General features: G+C 65.7%; 14 protein-coding genes. 13 read left to right on the forward strand and 1 reads right to left on the reverse strand.

Annotation, left to right across the window (positions count from 1 at the left end):
- Positions 1-31: 31 nt before the first annotated feature.
- From rplL to JWS13_RS35785, 12 genes are all read left to right on the forward strand, one after another.
- Positions 32-418: a 50S ribosomal protein L7/L12 gene (gene rplL, locus JWS13_RS35730; protein WP_005252104.1), complete on the forward strand. Its 387-nt coding sequence runs from the start codon at positions 32-34 to the stop codon at positions 416-418.
- Positions 419-721: 303 nt separating this feature from the next.
- Positions 722-1,816, forward strand: coding sequence for an ABC transporter ATP-binding protein (locus JWS13_RS35735; RefSeq protein ID WP_072940034.1), 1,095 nt, complete (start codon positions 722-724; stop codon positions 1,814-1,816).
- Positions 1,817-1,825: 9 nt separating this feature from the next.
- Complete coding sequence (locus JWS13_RS35740; RefSeq protein WP_005252107.1) at positions 1,826-2,620, forward strand: MlaE family ABC transporter permease; 795 nt, start codon at positions 1,826-1,828, stop codon at positions 2,618-2,620.
- A gap of 4 nt (positions 2,621-2,624) precedes the next feature.
- The gene (locus JWS13_RS35745) at positions 2,625-3,485 is read left to right on the forward strand and encodes an MlaE family ABC transporter permease (protein WP_025433123.1); all 861 of its coding nucleotides are present in this window, start codon (positions 2,625-2,627) and stop codon (positions 3,483-3,485) included.
- A complete protein-coding gene (locus JWS13_RS35750) occupies positions 3,482-4,840 on the forward strand; it encodes an MCE family protein (RefSeq protein ID WP_124389048.1) in 1,359 nt (452 codons plus the stop codon). The genes JWS13_RS35745 and JWS13_RS35750 overlap by 4 nt, the downstream gene beginning before the upstream one ends.
- The gene (locus JWS13_RS35755) at positions 4,837-5,916 is read left to right on the forward strand and encodes an MCE family protein (protein WP_124389049.1); all 1,080 of its coding nucleotides are present in this window, start codon (positions 4,837-4,839) and stop codon (positions 5,914-5,916) included. The genes JWS13_RS35750 and JWS13_RS35755 overlap by 4 nt, the downstream gene beginning before the upstream one ends.
- Entirely contained in the window at positions 5,913-6,908 is a 996-nt protein-coding gene (locus JWS13_RS35760; RefSeq protein WP_124389050.1) for an MCE family protein, read from the forward strand. Before JWS13_RS35755 ends, JWS13_RS35760 begins: the two co-directional genes overlap by 4 nt.
- Complete coding sequence (locus JWS13_RS35765) at positions 6,908-8,164, forward strand: MCE family protein (RefSeq protein ID WP_206010085.1); 1,257 nt, start codon at positions 6,908-6,910, stop codon at positions 8,162-8,164. Before JWS13_RS35760 ends, JWS13_RS35765 begins: the two co-directional genes overlap by 1 nt.
- Positions 8,161-9,444, forward strand: coding sequence for an MCE family protein (locus JWS13_RS35770; protein ID WP_206010086.1), 1,284 nt, complete (start codon positions 8,161-8,163; stop codon positions 9,442-9,444). The genes JWS13_RS35765 and JWS13_RS35770 overlap by 4 nt, the downstream gene beginning before the upstream one ends.
- Positions 9,441-10,688, forward strand: coding sequence for an MCE family protein (locus JWS13_RS35775; RefSeq protein WP_124389053.1), 1,248 nt, complete (start codon positions 9,441-9,443; stop codon positions 10,686-10,688). Before JWS13_RS35770 ends, JWS13_RS35775 begins: the two co-directional genes overlap by 4 nt.
- A gap of 134 nt (positions 10,689-10,822) precedes the next feature.
- Positions 10,823-11,410 carry a hypothetical protein gene (locus JWS13_RS35780; RefSeq protein ID WP_206011868.1) on the forward strand — a complete coding sequence of 196 codons (588 nt, stop codon included), beginning with the start codon at positions 10,823-10,825 and terminating at the stop codon, positions 11,408-11,410.
- 79 nt (positions 11,411-11,489) lie between these two features.
- Positions 11,490-12,407: a hypothetical protein gene (locus JWS13_RS35785; protein ID WP_206010087.1), complete on the forward strand. Its 918-nt coding sequence runs from the start codon at positions 11,490-11,492 to the stop codon at positions 12,405-12,407.
- A 109-nt stretch (positions 12,408-12,516) separates the two neighbouring features.
- Here JWS13_RS35785 and JWS13_RS35790 read toward each other — a convergent pair whose 3' ends face one another.
- Complete coding sequence (locus JWS13_RS35790; RefSeq protein ID WP_206010088.1) at positions 12,517-14,679, reverse strand: MMPL family transporter; 2,163 nt, start codon at positions 14,677-14,679, stop codon at positions 12,517-12,519.
- A 410-nt stretch (positions 14,680-15,089) separates the two neighbouring features.
- Between JWS13_RS35790 and rpoB the strand changes: the two genes are divergently transcribed.
- Entirely contained in the window at positions 15,090-18,596 is a 3,507-nt protein-coding gene (rpoB, locus tag JWS13_RS35795; RefSeq protein ID WP_087557291.1) for a DNA-directed RNA polymerase subunit beta, read from the forward strand.
- Positions 18,597-18,601: the final 5 nt, after the last annotated feature.

Consider the following 18,601-nt stretch of genomic DNA (forward strand, 5'->3'; position numbering starts at 1 on the left):
CGACATGGGACTTACAGGAAGGACCGCCACAATGGCGAAGCTCAGCACCGAAGAGTTGTTGGACCAGTTCAAGGAGCTCACCCTCCTCGAGCTCTCGGAGTTCGTGAAGGCATTCGAGGAGACCTTCGAGGTCACCGCCGCTGCCCCGGTCGCCGTTGCCGCTGCAGGCGGAGCACCGGCTGCAGCCGAGGCTGCTGAAGAGCAGGACGAGTTCGACGTCGTCCTCGAGTCGGCCGGCGACAAGAAGATCCAGGTCATCAAGGTCGTCCGTGAGGTCGTTTCCGGCCTCGGCCTGAAGGAAGCCAAGGACCTCGTCGAGGGTGCTCCGAAGGCCATCCTGGAGAAGGTTGCCAAGGACGCGGCCGACGCCGCCAAGGAGAAGCTCGAAGCTGCCGGCGCGAAGATCACCGTCAAGTAAGACGGTCTCACCCGCGCTGCTCACCGAGCAGACGAAGAGGGCCACTCCCCGTCCGTGGGGAGTGGCCCTCTTTTTGCGTCCTCAGGGGGCTTCGGAGTGTCGAGATTCCTGGCCGAAAGCTGGACGCGCGATCAAAAATTTCGCTACCGTTATCCCAGTTCAGACGCGTTGTTTTGCATAGTGGGACCCGCAGTTGGCATGCTTCCTTACTCATGAGTAGCATCCCTTGTCACAGGTAACACGTCGATGCGATAGAGTGACCCAACCCACACGGGGTGAGTGCATCGAACGGTCGCGGAGGTAATGGTGGGAGTCGAGGTATCCGTCGAGGGACTGACCAAGTCCTTCGGCTCGCAGAGGATCTGGCAGGACGTCACGTTGACCCTTCCGGCCGGTGAGGTCAGTGCGTTGCTCGGGCCGTCGGGTACGGGTAAGTCGGTGTTCTTGAAGTCGCTGATCGGTCTGCTCCGCCCGGAGCAGGGGTCGATCGTGATCGACGGCACCAACATTCTGGAGTGCTCCTCGAAGGAGTTGTACGAGATCCGGAAGTTGTTCGGGGTGCTGTTCCAGGACGGTGCGTTGTTCGGGTCGATGAACCTGTTCGACAACGTGGCGTTCCCGTTGCGCGAGCACACGAAGAAGTCCGAGTCCGAGATCCGCAAGATCGTGATGGAGAAGATGGAACTGGTCGGCCTGCTCGGGGCCGAGGACAAGCTGCCCGGCGAGATCTCCGGTGGTATGCGCAAGCGTGCCGGGCTGGCGCGGGCACTGGTGCTGGATCCGCAGATCATTCTCGTGGACGAGCCGGACTCGGGTCTGGATCCGGTGCGCACCACCTACATTTCGCAGACGTTGATCGACATCAACGCGGAGATCGATGCGACGATTCTGATCGTGTCGCACAACATCAATCTGGCGCGGACGGTGCCGGACAATATCGGGATGTTGTTCCGCCGGCATCTGGTGATGTTCGGTCCGCGGGAGGTGTTGCTGACCAGTGAGGAGCCGGTGGTCAAGCAGTTCCTGAACGGCACGATGATCGGTCCGATCGGGATGTCGGAGGAGAAGGACGAGGCGCAGATGGCGCAGGAGCAGGCGATGGTCGATGCCGGGCATCATGCCGGTGGTGTCGATGACGTCGAGGGCATCGTTCCGCAGATGAAGGCGACGCCGGGAATGCCGTTCCGGCAGGCCGTGGCCCGTCGTCAGGAGCGGGTGCGGCACATCATGCACACGTTGCCGGAGAACGCCCAGATCGCGATCCAGGAAAGCCTCGACGAGACCTCCGGCGGAAACGGCGGCGGCGGTTACGACTACGCATACAGCCAGGAAGACACACAGGTCATCCCCGCGTACCGGGGCGAAGGATACGAAAACACCACTCACGGGCAAGGGTAGGCATATCGGATGGGGGTTACCCGCAGCTCGGTCTTGCGGCCGGTCAACGGTGCGCTGACGCAGGCCGGAAACATCGTCGAGCTCTTCGTCGACGTCGCACGAAACACGTTCAAACGGCCGTTCCAATTCCGCGAGTTCATCGAACAGGCCTGGTTCATCGCCAGCGTCACGATCCTGCCCACGGCCATGGTCGCGATTCCGTTCGGCGCAGTGGTGTCACTGCAGACCGGATCGCTCATCAAACAGCTCGGTGCAGAGTCGTTCACGGGAGCGGCCAGCGTGCTCGCCGTCATCCAGCAGGGTTCCCCGCTGGTGACGGCACTACTGGTGGCCGGAGCTGCGGGCTCGGCTGTTACGGCGGATCTCGGTGCGCGGACGATCCGCGAAGAGATCGACGCCATGGAAGTGCTGGGCATCAACCCGATTCAGCGACTCGTCGTGCCCCGGGTGCTCGCCATGGTGCTCGTCGCGATCCTGCTCAACGGCCTGGTGTCCGTCGTCGGCATCGCGGGTGGCTACTTCTTCAACGTCATTCTCCAAGGGGGTAATCCCGGTGCGTACCTGGCATCGTTCTCGGCCTTCGCGCAGCTTCCCGACATCTGGGTCGGCGAGCTCAAGGCGGCCGTCTTCGGTGTCATCGCCGGTGTCATCGCCGCATACAAGGGGCTCCATCCGAAGGGCGGACCCAAGGGCGTCGGTGACGCGGTGAACCAGTCGGTGGTGATCACGTTCCTGCTGTTGTTCTTCGCGAACCTGATCCTGACCATGGTGTACCTCCAGATCGTTCCGGCGAAGGGATCGTGACCCGATGACAATCGCCAAGGGACGCGGTGACCGGACCCTGATGGCAGCACGCCGGGTCGGTCGTGCGCCGCTCAACGTGCTCGACCGGGCCGGCGAGCAGATGTCGTTCTACGCCAGGGCAATCGCCTGGTCACCCCACACTCTCGTGCACTACCGCAAGGAGGTGCTCCGGCTGCTCGCCGAGGTCACCTTCGGCAGCGGCGCGCTCGCCGTCATCGGCGGCACCATCGGCGTCATCGCGATGATGTCCGGCTTCACCGGCGTCGTCGTCGGACTGCAGGGTTTCGCCGCGCTCGAACAGCTGGGCAGCTCGGTCCTCACCGGCTTCCTGTCCGCCTACGTCAACACCCGTGAGATCGCGCCGATCGTTGCGGCACTCGCGCTCTCGGCCACCGTCGGCTGTGGTTTCACCGCGCAGCTCGGCGCCATGCGGATCTCGGAGGAGATCGACGCACTGGAGGTCATGGCGGTGCCGAGTGTGCCGTTCCTCGTCACCACCCGCATGATCGCGGGATTCGTCGCCGTCATCCCGCTGTACATCGTCGGTCTGCTCGCGGCCTATCTCGCCTCCCGCATCATCAGTACGGTGTTCAACGGTCAGTCGACCGGGTCGTACGACCACTACTTCAACCTGTTCCTGCCACCGCAGGACGTGCTCTACTCGTTCGCGAAAGTGCTGATTTTCGCGTTCGTGCTGATCCTGATCCATTGCTACTACGGCTATCACGCGTCGGGTGGTCCCGCCGGTGTGGGTGTGGCCGTGGGCCGGGCGGTCCGCACCGCGATCGTCACCATCGCCGTTCTCGACTTCTTCCTCAGCCTCGCCATCTGGGGCACGACGACCACAGTGAGGGTGGCCGGATGACCAACACGACATCTGTTGTGGGACGACGGGTGCTGGGGCTGGTGTTCTTCCTCGTCCTCGCGTTGTTCCTGGCCTTCACCATCGGCATGTTCAACAAGACCTTCACCAAGGTCGTCAAGATCGACCTCCTCACCGACAGTGCCGGAAATGCCCTGCCCCCCAACGCGGACGTGAAGGTCCGTGGTCTCATCGTCGGAGAAGTGCGTTCGGCGACCCCCCAGGAGGGCGAGGTCACTCTCGCTCTCGCGATCCAGCCGGACAAGGCACCGCTGATCCCGTCCAACGCGACGGCGCGTCTGCTGCCCAAGACGCTGTTCGGTGAACGCTACGTGTCGCTGATCGTTCCGGAGGGCGACACGGCTCCGCCGATTCAGGCCGGTGACACGCTGCGTCAGGACAAGAGCGGCAATGCCGTCGAGGTCGGCGAGGTGCTGGACGGTCTGCTGCCGCTCCTGCAGGCGATTCCGCCGCAGGACCTGGCGAACACGCTCGGCGCGCTGTCGCAGGGGCTGAGCGGACGCGGTGCCGAACTCGGGCTGACGCTCGACCGGCTCGAGGAGATCTTCGGCGGGCTGAACACCGAACTTCCCGCCATCCAGGAGGATCTGCGCGGCCTTGCGGACTTCTCGCAGACGTATTCCGAGGCGGCGCCCGATCTGGTCAACGCCCTCGACAGCCTGCGGACCACCGGAAACACCGTGGTGGAGAAGCAGAATGAGATCTCCACGCTGCTCGTGTCGCTGACCGCAACCGCGTCGAGCACCGCGGATCTCCTGCAGACCAACGCCGAATCGATCGTCAGTATCGCCGCCGATTCGCGGGAGGCGCTGCAGATTCTCGGCCGCTACTCACCGAGCTTCGAGTGCACGTTCGCGGGCTTCGCGAAGTCGGCTCCCGTTGCTCGTGAACTGCTGGCACCGGACGATCCGCACCCGGGTGTGCGCGCCAGCGTGCAGTTCGTCAACCCGAAGGGTCGCTACGTGCCCAACCAGGACGAGCCGCGCCTGCTCGACAACCGCGGACCGGCTTGCTACGACAACGTCACCGCTCCGGGTGGGAAGTTCCCGCAGTACCCGGGCGGGTCGTCCTACAACGACGGCGCCTACCAGGTGCCTTCGAGGAATCCCGGACCGTCGACCATCGACTTCTTCCCGGCGCCCGCCGGCGTCCCCGACCAGGTCCCCGGATACGGAGCCCAGGTCACGCCCGCAAGCTACGCGGGTTCGAAGATGGAACAGGACACGTTGGACGTCGTCTACGGCGAGGCCGGGGGAATGGCACCGGAGGACGTGCCGAGCTGGACGACACTCGTCGGCGCGCCGACCATGAGGGGGACTGAGGTGAGCTTCAAGTGAGGGGCCTGACCGCACCATTGGTCAAGCTGATCGTGTTCGCCGTGGTCACCATCCTGGCGACCGGTCTGCTGGCCGCCACCATCGCCAACCTCGGCGGCGGCGGCGGCACCAAGTTCAACGCGATCTTCTCGGACGTCACCTCGCTCAACGAGGGCGACGAGGTCCGCATCGCCGGTGTGCGCGTGGGGCAGGTCGAGAAGATCGCGATCCACGACGACCGTGAGGCGGAGGTCCAGTTCACCGTGGCGGAACGGGACTGGCTGCCCGCCAGCACCACCGCGACCATCCGCTTCCGGAACCTCGTGGGGCAGCGCTACATCGCGCTCGAACAGGGGGAGGGCCAGCAGGGCATGAAGATGAGCGGCGGCGACACCATTCCGATGGAACGGACGAAGCCTGCCGTCAACCTCACCACCCTGTTCGATGGCTTCCGCCCGCTGTTCCAGACCCTCAGCGCCGAAGACGTCAACAAGCTGTCGTACCAGATCATCCAGGTGTTCCAGGGTGAGTCGGGAACCATCACGGAACTCGTCAAGAACACGGCAAGCCTCACCAACACCGTCGCCGACAAGGATCGCGTGATCGGTGCGGTGATCAACAACCTCAACGACGTGCTGGCCACGGTGAATCAGCGTGACGATCAACTCGATTCGCTGATCGTCAACACCCAGCAACTCGTCACGGGCCTGGCGAACGAGCGGGGAACCGTCGGTTCGGCGGTGACGTCCCTCGCGGGACTCACCGACGCGACGGCAGATCTGCTCGAACCCACCCGACCGTCCATCCAGGAATCCATCACGTCGCTGAACACGCTGGCGACCACGTTGAACCGTAACTCCGACACGGTCAACAGCGTTCTCCAGACGCTCCCGGTGAAGCTCGAGAAGCTGGGCCGGGCAGCCAGTTACGGATCCTGGTTCCAGTTCTACCTCTGTGGAGTCGACATCGTCGCAGGACCAGGTACCGCGCCCCAACTGAACCTGCCCACGGGCCTGCCCACCGTCAACCAGCCGATCTATACGAACTCGGCGAAACGGTGCACGCAGGACGGCTTACAGGAGTTGCAGACACGATGAGCAGACGTCGCAGCCCGGCAGTGGCCGGCGCCCTCGGCATCCTCGTGGTGCTGCTGGCCACCCTGTCGGCCTTCTTCCTCGATTCGCTGCCGTTCATCGGCGCCGGGTCCACCTATCACGCGCAGTTCACCGAGGCGGCCGGTCTCAAGCCCTCCAACGAGGTGCGGATCGCGGGCGTCAAGGTCGGCAAGGTCACGTCCGTCGAACTCGACGGCGACCACGTGGACGTCGCCTTCAAGGTGTCGGATGCGTGGGTCGGCAACGAGACGTCCGCGTCCATCCAGATCAAGACGATCCTGGGCCAGAAGTATCTGGCCCTCGACCCCCGCGGCTCGGACACGTTGAACCCGAGCGACGAGATCCCGTTGGACCGCACCACGTCTCCGTACGACGTAATCGAGGCGTTCTCGGCTGCCGCGCAGACTGTGGGTGACATCGACTCCGATCAGCTCGCACAGAGCATGGTGACGCTGTCGCAGGCGTTCGAGGGGACACCCACGGAGATCCGCGCGTCCCTGGACGGTGTCAGCAGGCTGTCGCAGACCATCGCCAGCCGCGATCAGGAACTGCAGAAACTGTTCGACGCGACCGGCAAGACCACCAAGGTCCTCGCCGACCGCAACGCCGAATTCAACCGGTTGATCAGCGACGCCGGTCTGCTGCTCGGCGAGCTCAACAGCCGTCAGCAGTCGATTTCCCAGCTGCTCACCGGAACTCAGCGGCTGTCGCAGCAATTGACCGGGCTCGTGCACGACAACGAGGCCGCCATCGGTCCCGCGCTCGAACAGCTCAACGGTGTCGTCGAGATCCTGAAGGCCAACAACGAGAACCTGGACAAGGCGATGAAACTGTACGAGCCGTTCGTCCGCCTGTACACGAACGTGGTCGGCAACGGTCGCTGGTTCGACCAGGTCGTGGTGAACCTCCTACCGCCGGGGCTGCCCGACATTCCCGGTCCGCGCGATCCCGTCCGAACGTTGGGGGGTAACTGATGGCAGACGTCGACAACGGAGCCGACCGCGGAGGACGCGGCGGGGTCGCCCTCATCGCGGGAATCGTCATCGTCGCGCTGGTGATCGCCGGCGCCCTGTGGTGGGTGTTCACCCGGGCGGGCACCACGAAGATCACCGCGTACTTCGACAAATCGGTGGGCATCTACGAAGGCTCGGATGTGCGGGTCCTCGGTGTGAAGGTCGGATCGGTCGACGGCGTGGAGCCGCTGGGCGATCAGGTGAAGGTCGACATGCGCGTCGATCGCGGCGTCGACATTCCCGCCGACGCGAAGGCCGCGCAGGTCACGCCGTCGGTGGTGTCCGACCGCTACATCCAGCTCGCGCCGGCCTTCACGGGCGGCGAGAAGATGGAGAGCGGCGCGGTGATCTCACGGGACCGCACCGCGACCCCCGTGGAGGTCGACCAGTTGTACGCGAGCATCGAGGAGCTCTCCACCGCACTCGGCCCGAACGGGGCGAACAAGGACGGCGCGCTGTCGCAGTTCGTCGAGACCGGCGCCGCCAACCTCGACGGCAACGGTGAGGCGCTGGGGCAGAGCATCACCCAGCTGTCCGACGCTGCCCGCACGCTCAACGAGAGTCGCGGCGACCTCTTCGACACCGTCAAGAACCTCCAGGTCTTCGTGGGTGCGCTCGCGGCCAACGATCAGCAGGTCCGCGACTTCAACTCGCAGCTCTCCGACCTGTCCGGATTCCTGGCGGGGGAGCGGGAGAACCTCGGCGCCGCCCTGAACCAGCTGGCGATCGCCCTCGGCGACGTCTCGAAGTTCGTGGCCGACAACCGGGAGATCCTCGCCGAGAACGTCGACGATCTGGTTCCGGTGACGCAGACCCTCGCAGACAACCGGGAGTCGCTCGTCAACTCGCTGACGCTGCTGCCGCTGGCTATCAGCAACCTGGCCAACTCCTACGACGCGGAGTCCGGAAATCTGGCCTCGCGCCTGACATTCACGGATCTGCAGGATCCGGCCGGAGTCGCCTGCAAGTTGATCGACCTCGGCAAGCTGGTTCCCGGCGATCCCCGATTCGAGCAACTCGGACGTCAGATGCAGCCGTTGATCGACAACTGCACCAACATCACGTCGCAGATCACGCAGTCGGCGAAGACTCCGTCGCTCGTGCTTCCGTTCGGGATCATGAGTGCGGACAACATTCAGCGGACGGTCACTCCCGGCACGGTGCCGGGTGTCGTGTCGCCGCGATTCGAAAGCGCAACGGGTGGTGAGGGCGAATGAAGCGGTCGGTAATCCTCGGCGCCGGTGCGTGCGCCGTCGCCATCGCAGTGACGTCCTGCTCGTCGGAGGGAATCTACGGGGTCCCGCTGCCGGGCGGTCCCGATGTCGGTGACAACCCCATGCATCTGACGATCCAGTTCGACGACGTCCTCGACCTCGTCCCGCAATCCGCGGTCAAGGTCGACGGCGTCCCGGTGGGGCGGGTCGAAACGATCAAGGTGGCACCGGACGGCTGGACGGCGGACGTGGAGGTCGTCCTCGACTCGTCCGTCGATCTCGCCGCCAACGCGGTCGCCGCCATCGAGCAGACGAACCTGCTCGGTGAGAAGTTCGTGCAGCTGTCCCAGCCGCCGGAGGACAAGGATCCCGCGCGGCTCGAGGACGGCGACACGATCCCCCTGGATCGCACCCGTCACGCCACCGAGATCGAGCAGGTTCTCGGCGCGCTGTCGCTGCTGCTGAACGGCGGTGGCGTCGGCCAGTTGCAGCCGATCGTGCACGAACTGACCACCGCCCTCGACGGGCGTGAGGATCGGGTCCGGAGTCTTCTGGAGCAGACGAACACGCTCATCGACGGTCTCAACCAGCAGCGCGACGACATCACCCGCGCACTGGACGGTCTCGACGCGCTGACCACGCGGGTGGACGAACAGAACGAGAAGATCGGGCTGATCCTCGACGAATTGCCGATCGCGGCGGAAGTGCTCAACGAGCAGCGCCCGCAGCTCACCCAGATGCTCACGCAACTGGACCGGCTCGGCACCGTCGGCACCGACGTGATCAACAGGTCGAAGGACAACCTGATCGCGGATCTCCTCGCGCTGCGGCCGACCCTGAAGGCACTCGCCGATTCGGGCGACAACCTGCCCAATTCGCTCGCGTTCATCCCGACCGTCCCGTTCCCGGACGGCGTCGAGAAGATCGCACTCGGCGGGTCGGTCAACCTGTTCCTCTCGGTCGACCTGCAGATCGGCGATGCGCTGAGCGCACTCGGCGTCGGACAGGGCAACCCGGTGTACGTGCCGCCGAAGTTCGGTGAGCCCAAGCCGATCGTCGACCCGTCCAACCCGTACTACAACGGCAACGGCCCGAAGCCGGGGTGGCCGACGGTGTCCTTGCTGCCGATTCCGCCGATCGTCCCCGCCCCGACGGGCCTGCGGATTCCGGGTCTCCCCGGCGCCGCGCCCGCCGGTAACGGCACATCGGACGGGGCGGCGCCGCCGCCGCAGAACCCGCTCGGGGGACTGCTGGAGCAGTTCGGAATCGGGGGTGGACAGTGAGGTCACGACTGGTCAGGATCCAGCTCGTCGCGTTCGCCATCGTGGCGATGCTCGGGCTGGTCTACGTCGGCGCCAAGTACGTCCGCCTCGACAACCTGCTCGGGTTCGGTGAGTTCGACGTGAACGCGCAGTTCAAGGACTCCGGCGGCATCTTCACCAACGCCGAGGTCACGTACCGCGGAGTTCCCGTCGGCCGCGTCGGCGACCTGTCGCTGACCGCGGACGGCATCAACGTCCAGTTGAAGATCTCCTCGGGCGGGCCGGACATCCCGGCGTCGGCCAAGGCCGTCGTCGCCAACCGGTCCGCGATCGGTGAGCAGTACGTGGACCTTCAGCCCGACAGCGACCAGGGACCGTACCTCGAAAACGGCTCGGTGATCGTCGAGGCCGACACGTCGACACCCGTTCCGGTGGAGCAGGTGCTGATGGCCACCGACGGTCTGGTCCGGTCTGTTCCGGTCGATTCGCTGCGCACCGTCGTCACCCAGCTGGGGACGGCGTTCAACGGCAAGGGTGAGGATCTGCAGACGCTCGCGGATTCGCTCTCGACGCTGACGAAGGACGGACTCGACGTTCTGCCTCAGACACTGGCACTCGTCCGGGACAGCCAGACGGTGCTTGCGACGCAGTCCGATCAGTCGTCTGCGATCGTCCAGTTCAGCTCCGACCTCGACGCGGTCGCGGCGCAGCTGCGGACCAGCGACCCCGATCTCCGGGCGATCATCGACAAGGGAATTCCGGCGAGCGACGAGGTCGGTCAGCTGGTGAACCAGATCGGCCCGAGTCTCACCACCGACCTGACGAATCTCGCCGCGGTCGGTGACAAGCTGGCTCCGCAGGCGATCGCGCTGCGGCCGATCCTGATGTTCCTGCCCGCCATCGCGGCGTCCGCGTCGACCGTGGCCCCCGGCGACGGCACGGTGCATCAGGGCATCGTCCTGGAAACCAACAATCCGCCGTCGTGCACACTCGGTTACGAAGGGACGCAGGAGATCCTGGCCGAGATGAAGCGGCAGGACCCGAACTTCGACGACACCCAGCAGGACTTCCCGTTCAACACGAAGGCCAACTGCGACGCTCCCCAGGGAAGCGTGACGGGTGTGCGAAGTGCAGACCGCATCGTGTTCGCCGATCCGGACACGATCCAGCCGTGGGATTTCAAGCCGAAGGTCATGCCTGACACTCTCAACTTGAATCCCATCGCAACGCAGCTCGCGCCGCTCCTCGGGGTTACTCCCAAGTAGCATTCGGTTCCGGCCGAGGGCGAGTTGAAGAAAACAATCAGTAGGGTATTGGTGTGACGCGAATTACCACGCCCCCGGAGTCGGGACAACCGGCTCCGGGGAAGGACAGAACTCTGAAGGCCTCGTTTGCTGCGGTGACCGCACTGGTGGTGATCGCGGTTGTCGCAGCCGGATGGTTCGGCTTCGGGTGGGCGCGAGCGCTCTTCGTGGACAAGCCGATCGCCGATGCACGCGATTCCGCATTGACGGGCGCCCAGCAGGCCGCGATCAACCTCAACTCGGTCGATTCCGCGGACCTCGACGGATCCTTCGAGAACATGAAGTCGTCGATCACGGGCGACAAGATGAACCAGGACCTCCAGGCGACGATGGACGGGTTCACCGACCAGATGCGTCAATCGGGTGCGGCGAGCAAGGCCGAGCTGATCCAGGGCACCCTCACGGAACTGAACACGGACGACGGCACCGCGAAGGCGCTGGTCGTCGTGGCCGTCACCACCACGTGGCCGGACCGCTTCGACAAGGCCAAGGTGACGATGCGGATGGACGTCCAGGACGTCGACGGGGTCTGGAAGGCCTCGTCGGTCGAACCGGTGGGCGGTCGTATCCCGCTCGAGAGTGGTCCGGTGCCCGCCGACGGCGCGGCCCCTGCCCCGGCGCCCGCCGAGCAGGCGCCAGCCGAGCAGGCACCCGCCCCCGAGGGCGACAACGGCGGACAGTAGTCCTGATGCTCCGCGGCGGAGTGCTGCCGCGGTGTCCACGTCGACGACCGTTCGTCGTGCAATGAGAAAGTGGTGAACTATGCCCCCCAAGCGCCGAAACAACGTGCCGGACAGCGCTGCAAAGGGCAGGCGTCCGCGCGTGGCGGGGACCCGTCAGGCAACGCCGAAGCCTCCCCGATCGGACACCCCCGTCGACAAGCCGGAACCGGTGAAGAAGCCGGACCTGGTGAAGAAGACGGACCTGGCGAAGAGGGTGGAACCGGCCGAGAAGGCTGAGACGACCGCGGTGGCGACCGCGGCCGCCGCGGTGTCCACCGAAGCGGACAAGCCCGACGCGGACAAGCCCGACACGGACACGACGGTGTCCATGGCCAAGAGCGTGTCGACGGCGAAGGCTGCGTCGGCGGGGAAGGCGAAGGTCCCGAACCTTCAACCGCGCATCAGCAAGCAGCCGGCTCCCACTGCCGCCGAGGCTGCGCCCGCCGCCGGCAGCGGGACCGGTCGCATCACGTGGAAGCTCGTCGGGATCCTCGGAGCCGTCGCGGTGGTGCTCGGTGTGTTCGCGGTGGTCGCGGCATTCAAGCCGGGAGCGGACATCACGAACACCGCGTGGGTCGACGCGGGAGCAACCGCCGAGGTGACCAAGGCGGGCACCGAGGCGATCGAGACGCTCTACACCTACAGCTACGAGACGATCGATCAGGACTTCGACAAGGCTCGCGGCTACCTCAATGACGCCAAGCGGCAAGAGTTCGACTCGACCGCCGACACCACCAAGCAGGCTGCCATCCAGACCAAGACGGCCACCCAGGCGTCCGTCACCGACATCGGGGTCACGGTGCTCGACGGCGACCGCGCAGAACTCCTCGCGCACATGAACGTCAGCGCCACGGGTGACGCCGTCGCTCAGGGCAGTGCCGCCACGCCGCTGTCGATCAAGATGGAGAAGATCGACGGCAAATGGGTGCTGTCCGACATCTCCGACAGCGAAGGCTGATCGGCTCCCGGAAAATAGTGAAGCGGAACGAGATTCGAGCGGCCGGCCGGCGGCACGCCTGAATTGAGTTCTCCGGCAGAGTGAATCGATCCCTGAAAAGGGATCGTTTTCACGTTTGAATGGGAATCTCTTGCTGTGGTGACGGTTTCGAACTGTCCGACGGTCCGGGGCCGGCCGGCTTCCGTGCGAGGAATCCTGGCGCCCACCAGTTGGCCTCGCCCATCAACTTCACCAGTGCGGGCACCAGCATCATGCGGATGACGGTGGCGTCGATGATCAGCGCGACGATCATGCCGAGACCGATGAACCGCATCATCGTCAGTTCCGAGAGCGTGAACGCTCCGGTGACGACGATCAGCAGCGCGGCGGCGGCCGTCACGATGCGCCCCGTGTGCGCCGTGCCGATCCGCACGGCCTCCTCGGTCGACGCGCCCGCGTCGTGGGCTTCGACCATCCGGGACATGAGGAAGATCTCGTAGTCGGTGGAGAGTCCGAACACCACCGCGATGATGAGGACCACCATCGTCGCGGGCAGGGGCCCCGGCGTCACGCCGAGGAAATCCGCGCCGTGACCGTCCTCGAAGATCCACGTGAGCACACCGAACGAGGCGGCGAGGCTGAGGGTGGCCATGGCGATCGCCTTCAGGGGGAGCACCAAGGACCGGAACGCGAGCAGCATCAGCACGAAGGTGACGGCCACCATGATCCCGATCATCCACGGCAACCGGGCGCCCATCGCGTCCAGTCCGTCGGCGGTCAGGGCGTTCAGCCCACCCAGCATCTTCTCGGTACCTTCCGGGGTGGGGAGGTTGCGCAGGGTGGCGGCCGTCGCCATCGCCCCCGCCGTCCGGTCCGCGTCGTCGAAGACCGCCCGGATGGCGACGAACGTGTCGGTGGCGCCGACCGGGACCACCCGCTGGACGCCGTCGACCGCAGCCGTCGCGGCGAAGAACTCTGCCGTGGCCGCCGGCGGCGGCGCCTTGCCGTCGCTGCCCTGCAGCACCAGCGTCGCCCCGTTGTTGGCGAGCGGAAAATCGGCGGCGAGATCGTCGACGGCGACCCGGAGGGGGTGCCCCACCGGCAGCCCCGTGTGATCGAGATCACCCAGCGACGCGCCGGCCAGGGGTGCGGCGAGCACGAGCAGTCCCGCGACGATCCCGGTCGCGATCGGGACGGGCCGCCGCATCACCCGTTCGGCGACACCGCCCCAGAACCGGTGCGCCCGGTCCTCGCCGCGTTCGACCACTCCCTGTCTCCAGGTCAGCGAGTTGATGCGCGGCCCGAGTAGGGCGAGGGCGGCGGGCAGTGCCGACAGCGTCAGCACCGCTGCGATCGCGATGGCCGCCATCCCGCCGTAGGCGAAGGACCGGACGATGGCCTGGGGAAACACGAGCATGCCCACGAAACCGCACACCAGGAGGAGCGCGGAGAACCCCACGGTCCGGCCGGCGGTGGCGAGCGTCCGGCGGACGGCGTCGTCGGTGGCGGCGCCGGACCGCAGCTCCTCACGGAACCGGGTCACCACGAACAGTCCGTAGTCGATCGACATGCCCAGTCCGACGAGACTCGCGATGTTCACCGAGAATGCGCTGACCTCGGTGAAGTACGAGATCACCCGCAGGGCACCGAGGGCGCCGAGGATCGCGAGACCGCCGACGCACAGCGGTACGGCCGCGCCGACGAGGCCGCCGAAGATGACGAGGAGCAGGAGCAGCAGGATCGGGAACGACACCGCCTCGGCCCGCAGCAGGTCGCTCTCGGACACCTCGTTGAAGGCGTTGGCGGCCGCGCTGAAACCGCTGAACTCCGCGTCCGTGCCGTCGATGACGAGCAGCGGCCGGAGGTCGTGGTACGCGGAGATTCGACTGTTCTCGTCGCCGCTCAGCGACATCACCACAAGTCCCTCGGTGCCGTCGGTGGACCGCAGGAACTCCTTCGCCTGCGGCGGCGCGGACCAGTACGACAGGGGAGTGACGGCGAGCACGCCGGGGTCGATGCGCGCGAGGTGGGCGGCCACTTCGGGCCCGAGAGCGTCGATCGTCGAACCCGGGCGCGCGTGGTAGGTCACCGCCAGATCGGGGGTCTGCCTGCCGAACGCCCCCTCGATCAGGCGCTCGACACGCGCGGACTCGCTGCCCGGGTCGGTGTACCCGCCGAGGCTGAGCCGGTCGAACACCCCCGAACCCCACGCCCCGCCGCGCAGCACCAGCAGCACCGTGGCGGCGAGAACCAGCTTCGGTCGGGCGACGACGAACGAACTCCAGCGCGTCACGGCTCTGCTTCCCTCGAGAAATCGACGGCGATCGCGTGGGCATATTGTTCACCGCCCGTGCGCAGCTGGGAAGGGGCGCCGGGAAGGGGCCGCGGGCCTCGCGAAACGACACGACACGCCCTCAGACTCTTGACGCCGCGATGATCACGCGTCACTCTGATGCGTGAACATGCGCAGTGACGCGTGGCCGAGCGCCCGGCTGGGTGCTGTTTCGGGTGCCCGACTCGACATCTACTGAGTTTGGGTGTACTTTTGGACGTTGCGCTGGCTGCCTCCTGTCCACCTCTCGTCCATACCGCTGCGAAGTGATTCACTCTTCAGCAACTGTGACGAGTTTCGTTCGGGTTGTGACCAGCGAAATTCGAAGCAGATACAGCGGCGGTCGCAACAGCAAGAGCGGCCCGCGTGAGGTGCTGGAAGGACGCATCTTGGCAGTCTCTAGCCAGACCAAGGCAGTTTCCGGAATCCCCGGAGCCCCGAAGAGGGTTTCGTTCGCAAAGATTCGCGAACCCCTCGAAGTTCCCGGGCTTCTTGATCTACAAACCGATTCGTTCGAGTGGTTGATCGGTGCGCAGAGCTGGCGCGAACGCGCCGCCGCTCGTGGCGACAGCGCAATCTCCGGCGGTCTCGAGGACATTCTCGCGGAGCTTTCCCCGATCGAGGATTTCTCGGGCTCGATGTCTCTGTCCTTCTCGGACCCGCGCTTCGACGAGGTGAAGGCCTCGACGGACGAGTGCAAAGACAAGGACATGACCTACGCGGCGCCTTTGTTCGTCACCGCGGAGTTCATCAACAACAACACCGGTGAGATCAAGAGCCAGACGGTCTTCATGGGCGACTTCCCGATGATGACCGACAAGGGCACGTTCATCATCAACGGCACCGAGCGTGTCGTGGTCTCGCAGCTGGTGCGTTCCCCCGGTGTCTACTTCGACCACTCCGTCGACAAGGGCACCGAGAAGGACCTGCACAGCGTCAAGGTCATCCCGGGCCGTGGTGCATGGCTCGAGTTCGACGTGGACAAGCGCGACACGGTCGGCGTCCGCATCGACCGCAAGCGCCGCCAGCCCGTCACCGTGCTGCTGAAGGCCCTCGGCTGGACCACCGAGCAGATCGCCGAGCGCTTCGGCTTCTCGGAGATCCTCATGGCGACCCTCGAGAAGGACAACACCGCAGGCACCGACGAGGCGCTGCTCGACATCTACCGCAAGCTGCGTCCGGGCGAGCCGCCGACCAAGGAGAGCGCCCAGACGCTCCTGGAGAACCTGTTCTTCAAGGACAAGCGCTACGACCTGGCTCGCGTGGGCCGCTACAAGATCAACAAGAAGCTGGGCCTGAACACCGGGCAGCCGATCGTCGCGTCGACCCTCACCGAGGAAGACATCGTCGCCACCATCGAGTACCTGGTGCGCCTGCACGCCGGTGACACCGAGATGACCGCCCCCGGCGGCGTCGCGGTGCCCGTCGAGGTCGACGACATCGACCACTTCGGCAACCGTCGCCTGCGCACGGTCGGTGAGCTCATCCAGAACCAGATCCGCGTGGGCCTGTCCCGCATGGAGCGCGTGGTTCGTGAGCGCATGACCACCCAGGACGTCGAGGCGATCACGCCGCAGACGCTGATCAACATCCGGCCCGTCGTGGCTGCGATCAAGGAGTTCTTCGGAACGTCCCAGCTGTCGCAGTTCATGGACCAGAACAACCCGCTGTCGGGGCTGACGCACAAGCGTCGTCTGTCCGCCCTCGGCCCGGGTGGTCTGTCCCGTGAGCGTGCCGGCCTCGAGGTGCGCGACGTTCACCCGTCGCACTACGGCCGCATGTGCCCGATCGAGACCCCCGAAGGCCCGAACATCGGTCTGATCGGTTCGCTGTCGGTGTACGCACGGGTCAACCCGTTCGGATTCATCGAGACGCCGTACCGCAAGGTCGAGGGTGGCCAGGTCACCGACCAGGTCGACTACCTCACCGCGGACGAAGAGGACCGCCACGTCGTCGCACAGGCCAACTCGGCCGTCGACGCCAACGGTCACTTCACCGACGATCGCATTCTGGTCCGTCGTAAGGGCGGCGAGGTCGAGTTCGTCTCGTCCGCCGAGATCGACTACATGGACGTCTCGCCGCGGCAGATGGTGTCCGTCGCGACCGCGATGATCCCGTTCCTCGAGCACGACGACGCCAACCGTGCCCTGATGGGCGCGAACATGCAGCGTCAGGCGGTGCCGCTCGTTCGCAGCGAGGCCCCGCTGGTCGGTACCGGCATGGAGTTGCGTGCCGCCGTCGACGCGGGCGACGTCATCGTCACCGAGAAGACCGGTGTCGTCGAAGAGGTCTCCGCCGACTACGTCACGGTCATGGCCGACGACGGCAGCCGCAAGACCTACCGGATGCGCAAGTTCGCGCGTTCGAACCAGGGCACCTGCGCCAACCAGCGTCCGATCGTGGACGAGGGACAGCGTGTCGAGTCCGGACAGGTCCTCGCCGACGGCCCCTGCACCGAGAACGGTGAGATGGCGCTCGGCAAGAACCTGCTCGTCGCGATCATGCCGTGGGAAGGCCACAACTACGAGGACGCGATCATCCTGTCGCAGCGCCTCGTGGAAGAGGACGTCCTCACCTCGATCCACATCGAGGAGCACGAGATCGATGCCCGCGACACCAAGCTCGGTGCCGAGGAGATCACTCGCGACATCCCGAACGTCTCCGACGAGGTCCTCGCCGACCTCGACGAGCGCGGCATCATCCGTATCGGTGCCGAGGTTCGTGACGGCGACGTGCTGGTCGGAAAGGTCACGCCGAAGGGCGAGACCGAGCTGACCCCCGAGGAGCGCCTGCTGCGCGCCATCTTCGGTGAGAAGGCGCGCGAGGTTCGCGACACGTCGCTGAAGGTTCCCCACGGTGAGACCGGCAAGGTCATCGGCATCCGCGTGTTCTCGCGTGATGACGACGACGATCTGCCCCCCGGTGTCAACGAGCTGGTCCGCGTGTACGTGGCACAGAAGCGCAAGATCCAGGACGGCGACAAGCTCGCCGGCCGCCACGGCAACAAGGGTGTCATCGGCAAGATCCTCCCGCAGGAGGACATGCCGTTCCTGCCCGACGGCACCCCGGTCGACATCATCCTGAACACCCACGGTGTTCCGCGTCGTATGAACATCGGTCAGATCTTGGAGACCCACCTCGGGTGGATCGGCAAGACCGGCTGGAACGTGCAGGTCGCCGGCGACGGCTCCCGTCCCGATTGGGCGGAGTCGCTGCCGGAGGAGATGCTGTCGGCGCCTGCCGACTCCAACATCGCCACCCCCGTGTTCGACGGCGCCAAGGAAGACGAGCTCACCGGTCTCCTCGGTTCGACGCTGCCGAACCGCGACGGCGAGGTCATGGTCGCGTCCGACGGAAAGGCCACGTTGTTCGACGGCCGTTCCGGCGAGCCGTTCCCGTACCCGGTCTCGGTCGGCTACATGTACATCATCAAGCTGCACCACCTGGTCGACGACAAGATCCACGCTCGTTCGACCGGTCCGTACTCGATGATCACCCAGCAGCCGCTCGGCGGTAAGGCCCAGTTCGGTGGCCAGCGCTTCGGTGAGATGGAGTGCTGGGCGATGCAGGCCTACGGCGCGGCATACACGCTGCAGGAACTGCTCACCATCAAGTCGGACGACGTGGTGGGTCGAGTCAAGGTGTACGAGGCCATCGTCAAGGGCGAGAACATCCCTGAGCCGGGTATCCCCGAGTCGTTCAAGGTGCTCCTGAAGGAGCTCCAGTCGCTCTGCCTCAACGTGGAGGTGCTGTCCTCGGACGGCGCGGCCATCGCGATGGCGGACGGCGACGACGAGGACCTGGAGCGGGCCGCAGCGAACCTGGGCATCAACTTGTCCCGGAACGAGGCGGCGACGGTCGACGACCTCGCGAACTAGTTTTC

Origin of the sequence: Rhodococcus pseudokoreensis, assembly GCF_017068395.1 — a bacterium.
GTDB lineage: Bacteria > Actinomycetota > Actinomycetes > Mycobacteriales > Mycobacteriaceae > Rhodococcus_F > Rhodococcus_F pseudokoreensis.